The organism is Dokdonella sp., from assembly GCF_019634845.1.
Lineage (GTDB): Bacteria > Pseudomonadota > Gammaproteobacteria > Xanthomonadales > Rhodanobacteraceae > Dokdonella_A.
Window position 1 is genome coordinate 17,066 of sequence record NZ_JAHCAQ010000009.1, and the last position, 14,933, is coordinate 31,998.

General features: G+C 69.8%; 10 protein-coding genes. 8 read left to right on the forward strand and 2 right to left on the reverse strand.

Annotation, left to right across the window (positions count from 1 at the left end):
• The first annotated feature begins 22 nt into the window (after positions 1–22).
• The gene (locus tag KF903_RS08005) at positions 23–1,750 is read left to right on the forward strand and encodes a SulP family inorganic anion transporter (protein ID WP_291213433.1); all 1,728 of its coding nucleotides are present in this window, start codon (positions 23–25) and stop codon (positions 1,748–1,750) included.
• On the opposite strand, the gene KF903_RS08010 is transcribed toward KF903_RS08005, so the two are convergent.
• The gene (locus tag KF903_RS08010; protein WP_291213434.1) at positions 1,739–2,206 is read right to left on the reverse strand and encodes a Dps family protein; all 468 of its coding nucleotides are present in this window, start codon (positions 2,204–2,206) and stop codon (positions 1,739–1,741) included. The two genes, KF903_RS08005 and KF903_RS08010, sit on opposite strands and share 12 nt — an antisense overlap.
• A gap of 153 nt (positions 2,207–2,359) precedes the next feature.
• Between KF903_RS08010 and hrpA the strand changes: the two genes are divergently transcribed.
• Positions 2,360–6,295, forward strand: a complete 3,936-nt coding sequence (gene hrpA, locus KF903_RS08015; protein WP_291213436.1) for an ATP-dependent RNA helicase HrpA — start codon at positions 2,360–2,362, stop codon at positions 6,293–6,295.
• 9 nt (positions 6,296–6,304) lie between these two features.
• On the opposite strand, the gene KF903_RS08020 is transcribed toward hrpA, so the two are convergent.
• Complete coding sequence (locus KF903_RS08020) at positions 6,305–6,772, reverse strand: hypothetical protein (protein ID WP_291213438.1); 468 nt, start codon at positions 6,770–6,772, stop codon at positions 6,305–6,307.
• A gap of 292 nt (positions 6,773–7,064) precedes the next feature.
• Between KF903_RS08020 and KF903_RS08025 the strand changes: the two genes are divergently transcribed.
• From KF903_RS08025 to KF903_RS08050, 6 genes are all read left to right on the forward strand, one after another.
• Positions 7,065–8,285 (forward strand): hypothetical protein, encoded by a 1,221-nt coding sequence (locus KF903_RS08025; RefSeq protein WP_291213440.1) that lies wholly within the window; start codon positions 7,065–7,067, stop codon positions 8,283–8,285.
• Positions 8,286–8,468: 183 nt separating this feature from the next.
• Positions 8,469–10,634, forward strand: coding sequence for a bifunctional (p)ppGpp synthetase/guanosine-3',5'-bis(diphosphate) 3'-pyrophosphohydrolase (locus tag KF903_RS08030; protein WP_291213442.1), 2,166 nt, complete (start codon positions 8,469–8,471; stop codon positions 10,632–10,634).
• A gap of 90 nt (positions 10,635–10,724) precedes the next feature.
• Positions 10,725–13,280: a serine/threonine-protein kinase gene (locus tag KF903_RS08035; RefSeq protein ID WP_291213444.1), complete on the forward strand. Its 2,556-nt coding sequence runs from the start codon at positions 10,725–10,727 to the stop codon at positions 13,278–13,280.
• A gap of 9 nt (positions 13,281–13,289) precedes the next feature.
• On the forward strand, positions 13,290–14,081 hold the full coding sequence (locus tag KF903_RS08040; protein ID WP_291213446.1) for an NRDE family protein: 792 nt from the start codon (positions 13,290–13,292) through the stop codon (positions 14,079–14,081).
• Between the two features lie 105 nt (positions 14,082–14,186).
• The gene (locus KF903_RS08045) at positions 14,187–14,429 is read left to right on the forward strand and encodes a hypothetical protein (RefSeq protein WP_291213448.1); all 243 of its coding nucleotides are present in this window, start codon (positions 14,187–14,189) and stop codon (positions 14,427–14,429) included.
• The gene (locus KF903_RS08050) at positions 14,417–14,848 is read left to right on the forward strand and encodes a PIN domain-containing protein (RefSeq protein WP_291213450.1); all 432 of its coding nucleotides are present in this window, start codon (positions 14,417–14,419) and stop codon (positions 14,846–14,848) included. The genes KF903_RS08045 and KF903_RS08050 overlap by 13 nt, the downstream gene beginning before the upstream one ends.
• Positions 14,849–14,933: the final 85 nt, after the last annotated feature.

The following is a 14,933-nucleotide window of genomic DNA, read 5'->3' on the forward strand; positions in this document are numbered from 1 at the left end:
CCAGCCCAGGAGACCTGCGCCCATGTCGGTCCCCGCGTCCGCGCCGCCGTTGTGGCACCTGTACGTCCCCAAGCTCGTCACCACGTTGCGCCAGGGTTATGGCATGCGCGACCTGCGCAGCGACCTGATGGCGGGCCTGACGGTCGCGGTCGTTGCACTGCCGTTGTCGATGGCGCTGGCGATCGCGTCGGGAGCAAGCCCGGCCGTCGGCCTGCAGACCGCGATCGTCGCCGGCTTCCTCATCTCGGCGCTCGGGGGCTCGCGCGTGCAGATCGGCGGTCCGACGGCGGCCTTCATCCCGGTCGTCTACAGCGTGATCGCGCACTACGGCTACGACGGCCTCGTGGTGGCGACGCTGATGGCCGGCGCGATGCTCGTGGTGGCCGGCCTGCTGCGGCTGGGCACGCTCGTCAAGTACATGCCGCAGCCCGTCATCACCGGCTTCACCGCCGGCATCGCGGTCAGCATCTTCAGCAGCCAGATCAAGGATCTGCTCGGGCTCGACATCGCCCAGTTGCCGGCCGAGTTCGTGCCGCGCTGGCAGGCCTATGCGGCCCACATCGGCAGTATCGATCCATGGGCGACCGGGTTGGCGCTGGGCACCCTCGCATTGCTCATCGCGCTGCGCCGCTGGCGCCCGCAGTGGCCCGGATTCCTCATCGCGGTGGTGCTGGCCACGCTCGCCACCGTGCTGCTGCAGCTGCCGGTGGAAACGGTGGTCTCGCGCTTCGGGCCGGTGCCGCGCGAACTGGCGGCGCCGCACCTGCCCGCGTTCGACCTTGCGCGTCTGCACGAGCTGCTGCCGAGCGCGTTCACGATCGCCTTCCTCGGCGGCGTCGAGTCGCTGCTGTCGGCGGTGGTGTCCGACGGCATGATCGGGGGCCGCCACCGCTCCAACTGCGAGCTCGTCGCGCAGGGCGTGGCCAATGCCGCGTCGGCGCTGGTCGGCGGCCTGCCGGCCACCGGCGCGATCGTGCGCACGGCCACCAACGTGCGGGCCGGTGCGCGCTCGCCCGTGGCCGGCATGGCCCATGCGCTGTTCATCCTCGCCTTCGTGCTGGTGGCGGCACCGCTGGCCAACCGGGTGCCGCTGCCGGCGATGGCGGCCATGTTGCTGGTCATCGCCTGGAACATGAGCGAGATCGAGCGCATCCGCCAGCTGCTGCGCTCGCCGTGGGGCGACCGCATCGTGCTCGTCGTCACCTTCGTGCTGACCGTGGTGATCGATCTCACCGTCGCGGTCGAGGTCGGCGTGGTGCTGGCCGCGTTCCTGTTCATGTACCGCATGAGCGAGGTGGTGGCGCTGGAGTCCCACGTCGGTCTGCTCGACAGCGACGAGGAGGACTTCACACGGGCGCGCCGCGAAGTGGACTACGACGTGTTGCCCGAAGGCGTCGAGGCCTATCGCGTGTCGGGGCCGCTGTTCTTCGCGGTGGCCAACCGCATCGATGACGTGCTGCGCGCATTCGGCCGCCCGCCGCGCGTGTTCATCCTGCGCCTGCGGCTGGTGCCGTTCATCGATGCCTCGGGCGCCACCGCGATCGGCAACCTCGTGGCGCGATGCCGTCGCGATGGCACCGCGCTCGTCATCACCGGTCTGCAGCCGCAGCCGGCGCGCATCCTCGCCGCGATGGGCGTCGTGGCCGACGGCAGCTCGCTGCGCTTCGTCGCCGACTTTCCGGCCGCGCTCGCGCTGCTCGGCGTGGCGACGCCTGCCACCACGCCGGCCGAGCCATCCTCAGCGCAGTAGCGAACGCAGCATCCACGCGGTCTTTTCGTGTTGCTGCATGCGCTGCGTGGCGAGGTCGGCGGTCGGCTGGTCGTCGGCCTTGTCCGCCGCGCGGAAGGTCTCGCGCGCGGTGCGGGCGACCGCCTCGTGGCCGTCGACGAGCTGCTCGACCATGCCCTTCCAGTCGGGCACGCCGGTTTCCTCGGCAATGGAGGTCAGCTTGCCGAACTGGGTGTAGGAGCCCGGCGCGTACACATCGAGCGCGCGGATGCGCTCGGCGATGACGTCGGCGGCGGTCCACAGCTCGTTGTACTGCGTCTCGAACATGAGGTGCAGGGTGTTGAACATCGAGCCGGTGACATTCCAGTGGAAGCTGTGCGTCTTGAGATACAGCGAATAGGTGTCGGCCAGCAGCTTGGACAGGTTCTTCGCGATCGTCTCGCGGTCCTTCTTGTTGATGCCGATGTCGATGGCCATGCGCGCTGCTCCGTGTCGTTGTCGTGGCAGGGACTCTAGCAATCGTCCCCGCCGATGGGAAATCGAACTTGCGTATCGGCGCGATAGCCCGCAAATATCGCCCTCCGGCGCTGCCGCGTCCCGGTCCTGTCCCGTCCACCGATTTCCTGCCGCGTGCCGACTGCCAGCCTCGACAATTTGTCCCATGCGCTCGATGGCGTGCTCAGTCGCGACCGTGGCCGCCTGCTCGCGCGCCTGCGACGGCTGCGCGCGGCCCGGTCCGCGCCGCCGCCCGAGCAGGTTGCGGCACTGGCGGCCGACATCGAAGTCTCGCGCGCGGCGGTCGCTGCGCGCGCCGCGCGCGTGCCGCCGATCGAGATCGACGAGGCCTTGCCGATCGCCGCGCGCAGCGCGGAGATCATCGAGCTGATCCAGCGCCACCAGGTCATCGTGCTGGCCGGCGAGACCGGCTCGGGCAAGACCACGCAACTGCCCAAGCTGTGCCTCGCCGCCGGCCGTGGTCGCAGCGGGCTCATCGGCTGCACGCAGCCGCGCCGCATCGCCGCGCGCACGGTGGCGCGGCGCGTGGCCAGCGAACTGGCGGGCGAGGTCGGCGGCATCGTCGGCTTTCAGGTGCGCTTTGCCGACCACAGCGGTGAGGATGGCCTCATCAAGTTCATGACCGACGGCATCCTGCTGGCGCAGACCCAGGGCGATCCGTGGCTGGCGGCCTACGACACCATCATTCTCGACGAGGCGCACGAACGCAGCCTCAACATCGATTTCCTGCTCGGCTATCTCAAGCGCCTGCTCGCCAGGCGCCGCGATCTCAAGCTCATCGTCACCTCGGCGACGATCGACACCGCGCGCTTCGCCGCCCACTTCGGCAACGCCCCGGTGGTCGAGGTGGAGGGGCGCACCTATCCGGTCGAGCTGCGCTGGCACCCGCCCGAGGCGCGCAAGGATGCGAGCACGGCCGAGCAGATCGTCGCGGTGGCCGACGAGATCACGCGCGGCGATCCATTGGGCGACATCCTCGTGTTCCTGCCCGGAGAGCGCGAGATACGCGATGTGCATCTGGCACTGTCGCGGCGCAAGTACCGCCAGACCGAGGTGCTGGCGCTGTACGCGCGCCTGTCGGCGCAGGAACAGGATCGCGTGTTCCATCCGGGCCCGCAGCGGCGCATCGTGCTGGCGACCAATGTGGCCGAAACCTCGCTGACGGTGCCGCGCATCCGCCACGTGATCGATACCGGCAGCGCGCGCGTCAAGCGCTACAACCCGCGCAACCAGCTCGAGCGCCTGCACATCGAACCGATCTCGCAGGCCGCGGCCGACCAGCGCGCGGGCCGTTGCGGGCGCGTCGGTCCGGGCGTGTGCCACCGCCTCTACGGCGAGGACGACTACGCGCAGCGGCCGCGCTACACCGATCCGGAGATCCTGCGCAGTTCGCTGGCCGGCGTGATCCTGCGCATGCTCGCGCTCGGGCTCGGCGATCCGGCGGCGTTTCCGTTCGTCGATGCGCCGGGCGAGCGCGCAATCGGCGATGGCTACCGGCGCCTGGCCGAACTGCAGGCCATCGAGGCCGCGCCGACCGGTGGCGACGCGGCGCGCATCACGCCGCTCGGACGGCAGCTGGCGCAACTGCCGATCGACGTCGCGCTCGGCCGCATGCTGGTCGAGGCGCGTGCGCGTGACGTGCTGCCCGAACTGCTGGTGCTGGTGGCCTTCCTCAGCGTGCAGGATCCGCGCGAGCGTCCCGCCGATGCCCGTGCCCAGGCCGATGCCGCGCAGGCACCGTTCGTCGATGCGCGCTCGGATTTCATCGGCGTGCTCAAGCTGTGGCAGGCGCACGCCCAGGCGCATGCCGAGCTCACGCAGTCGCGGCTGCGCGACTGGTGCGGTGATCGCTTCCTGTCATTCCTGCGCATGCGCGAGTGGCGCGAGTTGCATCGCCAGTTGCTGCTCGCGCAGGATGCGGCGCCGACCGGCACGGCCGATGCCGAGTCGACAGGGCGCGCCATGCTCGCCGCGGCCGACTCCGACCCGGCAACGGCGGGCGCCGATCGTTACGAAGCGATCCATCGCTGCCTGCTGTCGGGTTGGCCGACCCAGGTCGCCCGCAAGGACGAGCGTGGCCAGTACCGCGGCACGCGCGAGCGGCGCTTCGGCATCTTTCCCGGCTCGGCGCTGGCCAAGTCGCCGCCACAATGGCTGCTCGCGGGGCAGATCCTCGACCTGGCCAAGGTCTACGCGATGCTGTGTGCGCGCGTCGAACCGCACTGGATCGAGCAGCAGGCCGCGCATCTCGTGCGCCGCAGCTGGCGCGATGCGCACTGGTCGCGCCGGCGCGGCGCCGTGGTCGCACACGAGCAGGTCAACCTGTTCGGGCTTGCCCTCGTCGAGCAGCGGATGGTGCAGTTCGGCAAGCAGGATCCGCTGCAGGCCCATGCGATCTTCCTGCGCGAGGCACTGGCGCGTTGCGAGATCGACGCCAAGGCCGATTTCGTGCGCGCCAATGCGCGCGTGCTCGCCCAGGCGCACGAGACCGAGGCCAAGCTCCGCCGCAGCGGCCTGGTGCGCAACGATGAGCAGCTGGCGGCGTTCTTCGCCGGCAAGCTGCCCGGCGACATCAGCACCAGCGCCGCGCTCGACGCCTGGTATCGTCGGGCCGCGCCCGGCGAGCAGGCCGCGCTGCGCTGGTCGCTGGCGGACGTGCTCGATGCGGGCGATGCCGCCGGGGCCCAGGCATTCCCGGCCCAGCTCGAGGTGGCGGGCCACGCGCTGCGCCTTTCGTACCGCTTCGTGCCGGGCGATGCCGGCGATGGCGTGACGCTGCAGGTACCGCTGGCCTTCGTCAACGCGGTGGAAGCGGCGCGCTGCCAGTGGCTGGTGCCGGGCATGCTCGAGGAAAAGGTGGCGACCGCGATCCGTGGCCTGCCGCGCGCGCTGCGCCGCAACTTCGTGCCGGCGCCCGACTTCGCCCGTGCCTTCGCCCAGGCCGAAGCACCCCGTGACGAACCCTTGTTCGAGGTGCTGGCGCGCTATCTGCAGCGCGTGACCGGCGTCGCGGTCACAGTCGGCGATTTCGCCGCGATCGAGTTGCCGCCGCATCTGCAGATGTGCTTTCGCGTGGTCGACGAGCACCACGCCGTGCTGGTCGAGAGCCGCGACCTCGCCGCCATCCAGGCGCAGTGGACCGGCGCGGCGCGTGTCGCCTTCTCGCGGCGCGCCGATGTCGAGCTGACGCGCGAGGATGTGGTCGGGTTCGACTTCGCGGAGATTCCCGACCAGGTCGTGTCGGCCAGCGGCCTGACCGCGTTTCCGGCGCTCGTCGACCTTGGTGAAAGCGTGGCGCTGCGGGTGTTCGAGCAGCGCGGCGAGGCGTTGGGCGAGCATCGCCGCGGCGTCGAGCGCCTGCTGCGCCGCGCGCTGGCCGACAAGCTCAAGCAGGCGCAGAAGCAATTGCCGCTCGACCGCACGCTGGCGCTGCATTGGGTCGCGTTCGGCAACACGGCCGCGCTGCGCGCCGACCTCGTCGAAGGCGCCCTGCGTGAGTGCCTCGATGCGCATGCGCTCGACGTGCGCGATCGCGAGTCGTTCGATCGACTGCGCGAACGCATCGCGCGCGAACTGTTTCCGGCCGCGATCGAGCGGCTCAAGCCGGTCGAGGCGATCGTGGCCGCACATGCCCAGTTGCGCCCGATGCTCGAGCCGCCGCTGATCGGCTTCGCCAAGGCCAGTTACGATGATCTCGCCGATCAGCTCGAGGTGCTGCTGGCGCCGGGTTTCGTGCGTGCGCTCGACCGCTCACGCCTGGCGCAGTTGCCGCGCTATCTCAGGGCGATGACGCTGCGCGCGCAGCGCCTGCGGCAGGACCCCGCGCGTGACCAGGCGCGCATGCTCGGCGTACAGGTCCACTGGCGCGAAGTGCGCAAGCGCCTCGCGCAACTGGACAGCGATGCGCGCGTGCGCGAGCTGCGTTGGTTGGTCGAGGAGCTGCGCGTGTCGACATTCGCGCAGGAACTGGGGACCGCCGAACCGGTCTCGCCCAAGCGGCTGGCCCGGTTGCTCGATACGCTGCGCGAGCGCGAGACGGCGTCGCGCTGAACCGGCGTCTCAGCGGATGCGCCGCACGCGCACGCTGCAGCCGCAACCTTCCACCACCATGAGCCAACTGCCGAGCATCATCGGCTTGATGCGCACGTTGGGACTGTTGTACTTGCCCGCATCGTAATGACCCGACTCGGACTGGGCCCACTCCTGGCCATTCTTGAGCTTGAAGGTGGTCTGTCCGTTCCAGCCCAGGAAGGTGCCGTCGATCGCACTCTCGATCGTGGTGCGCTCGCCCTGGTCGGTATCGAATGCCGGCGCGCCGGCCGCCGTCACATAGCGCACGCTGCCACCATGCGCGCCAAGCCAGGCATTGAGATTGGCGAGTTCATCCGCGGACAGCTTGTCGAGCCCTGCCGCGTGGAAATCGGCCTGCGACATGCGTTCTTCGAGGGTCGGTGCGTTGGATTGGGCGTTGGCGCTGGCGGCGATGGTCAGCAGCAGCGCGAGTGCAAGGCTCGTGTTTGGGCGCATGGAGGTTTTCGCAAAGGATGGAAGTAATGCAGCCTGCGTCACGGAAATTCCCTTCGTTTACGGCAACTTAACGTGTGCAATTGCACAATCCTGCCGCTACACTATGGCGCATCGAGTGTAGCATGCGTTGCCGGCCTGTCTGGTCTGCAAGCGCTGCCTCGGTGGGCGCTGACGCACGAACGGTGCGCGCCATGTTGGCTGCCACTTTGAATAATCCGTTGTTGGACTCCAAGGACTGCGAATGGTTGTGCTCGAGAATCGTATCCGCTTGCGGATTTTGGCTGTGGCGCTGATGGCTGGCACAGGTACCGCGCTTGCCGATGTACCGACACTCGTGATCAACGATGCCATGTCGGTGCCGCTGCAGTCGCCGAGCCAGTACGTGGCATTCGGGCCCACCAGCGTACTGTCGGTCAGCACCGCCGACTTCGTGTTCTGCGCCAATCTCGACGTGGGCGCCGGAATCACTCCAGGCGCGGTCAAGTTCGCACCAATGCGCAGCCATTGGGCATTGCCCAGCGCGTTCGATGTGCGCGCACTGACTTTCGCCGCAGGGGTGATGCGCATCAATCCGGGCGCACCGAGCTGGGTGGTGCCGACCACGTTGACCTGTCAGGCGAGGGACGCCAACGGGCAGATCACGTCGCCGTACAGCCCGTTCAGCAATTTCATCTTCCAGGACGGATTCGATGAGACTCTCGAGCGGTTGCAGCGCACCTACCTCGTGAACTGGCTGCCCGACAGCAGCATCGGTTTTTCCTGGCCTGATGCCAATTCCGCTGATTGGAAGAATGCCCCCAACGATTCCTGCACTTGGGGCGACAACCCCAATACCGGGCTGACGGATGTGCCGCAGGCGGCCGAGAACTCGTTGTGCGCTGCCGCCACTGGCGTGCGCAGGCCCGGCGCGGGCTCGCAAAACGATACGCGCTTCGGCGATCGCGCGCTGACGATGTGGACCTCGTCGACGGCCTCCAATGCATTCACCTACGTTGCGCGCGTCGACACGCGCCTTGGGGCACAACCCAATGGTGACCTGCCCAATTCGCACTTCCTTGGCGTGACGCCGTTGACGCCCAACGCCATCCAGGCCAGTGTCGTGGACGTTGCCATTCGCGATGCGTACGACGCCAACTACCTCACGGCCAATGGCACCTATTGCCTGCGCAACCAGCTGCCCGCGGGGACCGGCGCGCAGATTCCGGACACCATCTGTGACCCGGGCGATCCGAACGTGTTTTTCACCGGAACCTTGTCCGCGGCCAATGACGGCATCCTCAGCGAACGCGTGTCGCTGATCCCGGCGGCGCGGGCCCAGTCGCTGTTCGTGGTGGTCATGCGCCAGAAGAAGGTGGGCGGCACGATCGGCAGTTGCCAGCCGGCGGCTGCGATCGCGGTACTGCCGTCGCCTGATGTCAGCGCCAATGACGGCGGTGATAGCTTCATCGGCGACGATGTGGTCTATGGCTTCCGCAACAGCGACAGCTTTGTCTGGATGGGATGCACCCCTTAAACGGGCGCGCCATTCAACCGGCACTTGGACGGCGCCGGCGGGCGCCGTTCTCGTTTACGCTGTTGCCGGACATGTTGGCCCTCTCGCGCGCCCGGCAGGCCGGTGGCCGCGACCGGTTGCCCGAACCCTTGGGCGGCAGCCCGGCACGCGCGCCGCACATCGCCGCCAATTACCATCGTCACCGTGACCGAGCACGCATCCCCTGCGATTGATCTGAGCGCCTGGTTGGCGCAGTTGCCGGCCGGCGCCGGGTCGCCCTTGCTGCGCGAAGCCGTGCACATCGGCGAGCAGCGCGGCGGCGTGCTCGGCGCGGCGTGGCACGCGGCGCAGCCGCAACTGCTGGCCAGTCTCGACTTGCTGCGCGCGCTCGGCGTCGACGAAGAAGCGCAGGCAGCCTGCATCGTGCATGTGCTGCGCAGCTGCGACCCACAGCCCGATGCGGCCTTGCTGGCGGCGTTGCCGGCGCCGGTGCGCGCCCTCGTCGAGGGCCAGGAGGCGGCCGAGCGCGTGTGGGCGCTGCATGCCGCGCATGGTGCCGCCACCGGCAGCGAGGGTCTGCGCCGACTGTTGCTGGCGATCATCCGCGACCTGCGCGTCGTGTTCATCCTGCTCGCGCGCCAGCTCGTGCGCATGCGTGCGCTGGCCGATGCGCCCGAGGCCGAGCGTGTCGCCGCGGCACGGCTCACGGCCGACATGCACGCGCCGCTGGCCAATCGGCTCGGCATCTGGCAGCTCAAGTGGGAGCTCGAGGACCTGGCCTTCCGCTACCTGCAACCCGACGTCTATCGGCGCATTGCGCACCTGCTCGATGAGCGTCGTGGCGATCGCGAGGCCTGGATCGCCACTGCCAAGCAGCAACTCGGCGCTGCGCTGGCCAAGGCCGGTCTGCGTGCAGAGATCGGTGGCCGGCCGAAACACATCTATTCGATCTGGCGCAAGATGCAGCGCAAGGGTCTGGAGTTTTCCGAGCTGTATGACGTGCGGGCGCTGCGCCTGATCGTCGACGACGTCGCCGCGTGCTACGCCGCGCTCGGCGTCGTGCATTCGCTGTGGCCGTTCATTCCGGGCGAATTCGACGACTACATCGCCAATCCCAAGGGCAATCATTACCAGTCGCTGCACACGGCCGTCATCGGCCCTGAAGGGCGCACGCTCGAGGTGCAGATCCGCAGCCACGACATGCACGAGCATGCCGAACTGGGCGTGGCTGCGCATTGGCGCTACAAGGAAGGCGGTGGCGGCGACGCGAGCTTCGAACGCAAGATCGCCTGGATGCGGCAATTGCTCGAAAGCCGCGAGGCCGACGACGATGCGGCCCTGTTGGCCGGCTTCCGCACCGAAGTGGTGGAAGACCGCGTCTACCTGCTCACGCCCAAGGGCAACGTCGTCGACCTGCCGCAGGGCGCGACCGTGCTCGACTTTGCCTACACGATCCACACCGACGTGGGCCACCGCTGTCGTGGCGCCAAGGTCAATGGCCGCATCGTGCCGCTGGGCTTTCAGCCGGCCAGCGGCGACCGCATCGAGATCCTCACCGGCAAGATCGCCGAGCCGCGCCGCGACTGGCTGTCGCCGCAACTCGGCTTCCTGCGCACGCATCGCGCCCGCAACAAGGTGCGGGCCTGGTTCAACCGCATCGATACGGCGCAGAACCTCGCCGCCGGCCGCGCCGTGCTGGAGCGCGAGCTCAAGCGCCTGGCCCTGCCGCCCGACCATCTCGAGCGCCTGCCCGAACAGTTCCGGCTCAAGACCCAGGACGAGCTGCTGCACGCGCTCGCGCTCGGCGACGTGTCGCCCGGGCAGCTGGCGCGCGCCCTGCACGAACTGGGAGCGCCACCGGCAGCGCCCACGCCGGTTCCGCCGCCGGCGGTGCCGGCGAGCGCGCGTTCGGCCGACGGCGGTGGCGCCATCGTCATCGAGGGCGTCGGCAACCTGCTGAGCCAGTTGGCGCGCTGCTGCCAGCCGCTGCCGGGCGATGCGATCGTCGGCTACATCACGCGCGGTCGCGGCATTTCGGTGCATCGCGCCGATTGCGCGCAGGTCGCGAGCCTGCGCGAGCGCGACGCCGACCGCGTGGTCGAGGTGACCTGGGGCAAACGCCCGGCCACCAGCTACGAGGTCGATGTCGTGGTGCGCGGCTTCGACCGCAAGTGGCTGCACAAGGATGTCAGCAACGCCATCGCTGCCGCCAACGTGCAGGTGGTCGCGCTCAATGCACGCGTCGACGCACAGCGCGGCGTGGCCGAGATGAACTACACGCTCAAGGTCGCCGATTTCGGTCAGCTCAGCGGCCTGCTGGCACAGCTCATGGCCGTGCCCAACGTGACCGAGGCGCGCCGCCTGGCCTGAACGGTGCGCGCATGGCCGCATGCTATGCTGCGCCGCTCGTGTCATGGACGTCGCGCGGGCTGCCGACAGCGCCTGCGCAGAGGTTCGAACGTGATCGAAATCCCCGGTTACCACATCGTCCGCCAGCTCGGTCGCGGCGGCATGTCCACCGTGTACCTGGCGATCCAGCAGTCGGTCGATCGCGAGGTCGCGCTCAAGGTCATGTCGCCGGCGCTGCTGGTCGATCCCGACTTCGGCACGCGCTTCCTGCGCGAGGCGCGCATCGCCGCCAGACTGCATCATCGCCACGTTGTCGGCATCCACGACGTCGGCCATGCCGGCGACCTGCACTACATCGCGATGGAATACGTGCCCGGCGGACCGCTGCCCTGCGGCGACGGCAAGCCGTTGCCACCGGCGCAGGCGCTGCGCATTGCGCGCGAGATCGCCGGCGCGCTCGCCTATGCGCACGACAGGGGCATCGTCCATCGCGACGTCAAGCCCGACAACATCCTGCTGCGCGAGGATGGCAGTGCCGTGCTCACCGACTTCGGTATCGCCCACGCCCAGGAAGCGGCGCTGCGCATGACGCGCACGGGTGCCATCGTCGGCACGCCGCACTACATGAGCCCGGAACAGGCGCGTGGGCGCGGCGTCGATGGCCGCTCCGACCTCTACAGCCTCGGGGTCGTACTCTACGAGATGCTGCTGGGACAGGTGCCGTACCGCGCCGGTGACTCGCTCGCCGTCGGCATCATGCACATCAGCGAGCCGCTGCCGAGGCTGCCGACGCGCCTGGCCGCGCTGCAGGGCCTGCTCGACCGTCTGCTGGCCAAGGAACCGGCGCAGCGTTACCAGCATGGCAACGAAGTCGCGGCCGCGATCGATGCGCTCGAACAGGCGCAGCCGCCGTGGGCGGAGACGGCCGAGGTGCCGCCATTGCCGGGGCCACTGCGCGCGCGCAGTGCGACGCCGCTCGATGACCTCGCGCCGATGTTCGCCGTCGATCGCAGCACTGACGCCGTGCCCGAGCGCACGCCCGACGGGCGCAGCGAGCCAAGCCTGGGCCGCATCGACGAACTCGGCGCGGACGTCGATGCGCCGGCATTGCGCGCACAGCGCGAACGCATTGCCGCGCCCACGCCGCAGCGCGCCCGCAGTGGCCGCTGGCTGGCATTGGGCGCGTTGTTGCTGATGGCGACACTGGCATGGTGGAACCAGGACACGCTGCGCCACCTGCTGCCACGCACGAGCTTCAACGACACCCTGTCGCGCGCGCAGCAGGCACTCGATGCCGGCCACCTGACCGGCAACCAGGGCGACAGCGCACGCGAGCTGTTCCTCGCCGCCCGCGCACAGGATCCCGACAACGACATTGCGCGCAATGGCCTCGAGGCGGTGGCGCGGCGTCTGCTCGAGCGCGGACAGCAGGCGCTCGCAGAGGACGATCTGGCGGCCGCGCGCAGCGATCTCGATGCGGCGCGCGAGTTGCTCGGCGGCGGTGTCGCGGTCGACCAGCTCGCCCAGGCGATTCGCCAGCGCGACAGCCAGCGTGACACGCAGGACGCCACGGCGCGGAGCCTCGACGCAGCCGCCGCGGCGTTGGCTGCCGGCCGCCTCGTCGGTGATGACGGCGCCGCGGCGTTGTACCAGCGCGTGCTCGATGGCGATGCCGGCAATGCGATCGCGCAGGCCGGCCTGCGCAAGTGCGCGGACGAACTGGCAACCCAGGCGCGCACCGCGCTCGCCGGCGGCGACATCGAGGGCGCGGTCGCGCGCAGCGACGACATCGCGCGCATTCTGCCCGGCTACCCTGGGCAAACCGAGTTGTTGGCCGACATCTCGCGCGCGCGCGAGACGGCACGCGCGGCGCGCGAGGCGCAGTTGCAGGGGCTGCTCGACCGCGCCGATGCGAGTGCGCAGCAGGGCCAGCTCAGTGGCAACGCCGACGCTGCGCTGGAGCTGTATCGGCAGGCCGCGCAGCTCGATCCCGCCAATGCACGGGTGCAGCAGGGGTTGCGCCGGGTGGCACAGGCGCTGCTCGTGCGCGCCACGGCGGCGATCGACGATGACAATGCGCTGGCGGCCGCGCGTTTCATCGACGAGGCCGCCGCGATCGCGCCGGACCTGCCCGGCCTGCGCGTGGCACGCGGTGAGTTGCGCGAACTGCGCGAGCGGCTCGACATCGCCGCCCACCAACAGCCGCTGACGCCGGCACAGGGTGCCCAGGTGCAGCGACTCGTCGCCGCCGGCGAGCGCGCGGCACAGGCGGGACAGCTGATGGAGCCGCCCGGCATCAGCGCCTATGACCGTTACCGCGCCGCGCTCGCGATCGATGCCGATTCGACAGCGGCGCGTGACGGACTCGCGCGGCTGCCGGCCATTGCCCGCGACCTGTTCGCACGCGCCATCAGCGAGGGCGCTCCACAGCGCGCGCGTGGTCTGCTCGACGTGCTGCGCGAACTTGCTCCCGAGGATCCCGCGCTGCCGGCGCTGTCGACGCGCCTGGCCAACGCCTTCCTCGACCAGGCCGATCAGCGCATCGGCGAAGGTCGTCGCGAGGACGCGACACGCCTGCTCGATGCAGCGCGTGGCCTCGACGCTGCCAATCCGCGCCTGGCACCGCTGCAGCAGCGTCTGGATGCGCTGCTCGATGCACACGGTTGAGCGCGACCGATGTGCCTGATCCTCGTCGCCATCGATGCGCTGCCGGGGCAGCCGCTGCTGCTGCTCGGCAATCGCGACGAATTCCATGGCCGCGTCAGCGCACCGGCAGCGCCATGGGACGAAGACGCGCGCGTGGCCGGTGGCCGTGACCTCGTTGCCGGCGGCAGTTGGCTGGCGGCGCGCAGCGATGGCCGTTTCGCCGTCGTCACCAACGTGCGCAGCGGCCTGCCGGCGACCGCGCCGCGTTCACGCGGCGCACTGGTGCGCGATTTCGTGCTGGGTGATGCCGAACCGGCGGCCTTCCTGGCGATGCTGGGCCATGATCTCGACGACTATGGCCCGTTCAATCTCATCGTCGGCGTCGCCGGCCAGGCGCGCCTGCTCAGCAGTACGGGCGGTGGCGTCGCCGCGCTCGCGCCTGGCGTGCATGTGATCAGCAACGGCGCGCCCGGCGTGCACTGGCCCAAGACGCAACGCCTGCAGCAGGCCTTCGCCAACTGGCGGGCCGATCCGGCGCGCACACCGACCGGCGCGCTCGACCTGTTGCTCGATACCAGCCAGCCAGCCGCTGCCGAATTGCCCGACACCGGCGTCGGGCACGAGCTCGAACGCACGCTGGCGCCGATCTTCGTGCGCGGCGCGCATTACGGCACGCGTGCCGGCACCCTGCTTGCCTGCGCGGCCGATGGCTCGGTGCTGTTGCGTGAGCGCCGTTTTGGTGCGAACGGCCTGCACCTGGGCGAGGATGCGTGGCGCGCGGCGCGCAACGCGCCATTCGCGCGGGTGGGCGTCGTGGCTTGAGCCCGCACGGGCCAGCCGCTGGCGGCGCCGGACGACCCGCGTGGCCATGGGCAGGCGTGGTGCCTGTGCTAGATTCGTGGCTGGGGAATCCGATACGGCGGCAGCATGGGCCGGTTGACCATCACGTTGAGCGAATCACGCTACCGGGCTCTCAAGGAAGCCTCGGCGCGGCATGGCAAGCCGATCGTCCAGATCATCGACGAGAGTCTCGAGCTGTGCGGCATCAAGGCGGCCGATGAGCCCGCGCACCTGATCCGGCGCGCGCGCATGCACAGCCGGCTCGATGACAGCCAGGCCACCCAGCTTGCCGTGTGGGCCACGCGGGCGCAGCGCCAATGGCAACCGTAGTGGTCGATACCAATGTCGTGGTGGCGGGCCTGCTCACGCACCACGAGGACGCCGCGGTCGCGCGCGTGCTCGATGGCATGCTCGGCGCCGCGTTCGCCTACGAAATGCCGATGGACCTGCTGGCGGAGTACCGCGAGGTGCTCATGCGGGCCGATTTGCGCAAGCTGCATGGGCTCAGCGCCGACGAAATCGACGCGCTGCTGGCCGTCCTCGTCGAGCGTGCCAGCGTGCTGTCGCCGCCGCGAGCGGGCGCGGCGGCTGCGACCGCGGCGGCACACCCATGGCGCTGGCTGGCCTCGCGCGATGACCTGCGCCTCGTCACCGGCGACCGCCGCCTGCTGGAATCGGAGCTGGGCGCGCGCATGCTCGACCCCGACGAGTTCGTCGCCAGCGCCATGGGACTCGCGGCGCTGCGTTGACGCCTTCTGCGCCGCACCATGCGGCCGGCCGCACTGCTGTGCCGCGCTACTGATCAGTGGCTGCAGGCGATCCGCGTGCGCGCCT

Coding starts and splice junctions, on each gene's coding strand:
- KF903_RS08005 (WP_291213433.1), top strand. CDS start 23: ATGTCGGTCCCCGCGTCCGCGCCGCCGTTGTGGCACCTGTACGTCCCC.
- KF903_RS08010 (WP_291213434.1), bottom strand. CDS start 2,206: ATGGCCATCGACATCGGCATCAACAAGAAGGACCGCGAGACGATCGCG.
- KF903_RS08020 (WP_291213438.1), bottom strand. CDS start 6,772: ATGCGCCCAAACACGAGCCTTGCACTCGCGCTGCTGCTGACCATCGCC.
- KF903_RS08025 (WP_291213440.1), top strand. CDS start 7,065: ATGGCTGGCACAGGTACCGCGCTTGCCGATGTACCGACACTCGTGATC.
- KF903_RS08040 (WP_291213446.1), top strand. CDS start 13,290: ATGTGCCTGATCCTCGTCGCCATCGATGCGCTGCCGGGGCAGCCGCTG.
- KF903_RS08045 (WP_291213448.1), top strand. CDS start 14,187: ATGGGCCGGTTGACCATCACGTTGAGCGAATCACGCTACCGGGCTCTC.
- KF903_RS08050 (WP_291213450.1), top strand. CDS start 14,417: ATGGCAACCGTAGTGGTCGATACCAATGTCGTGGTGGCGGGCCTGCTC.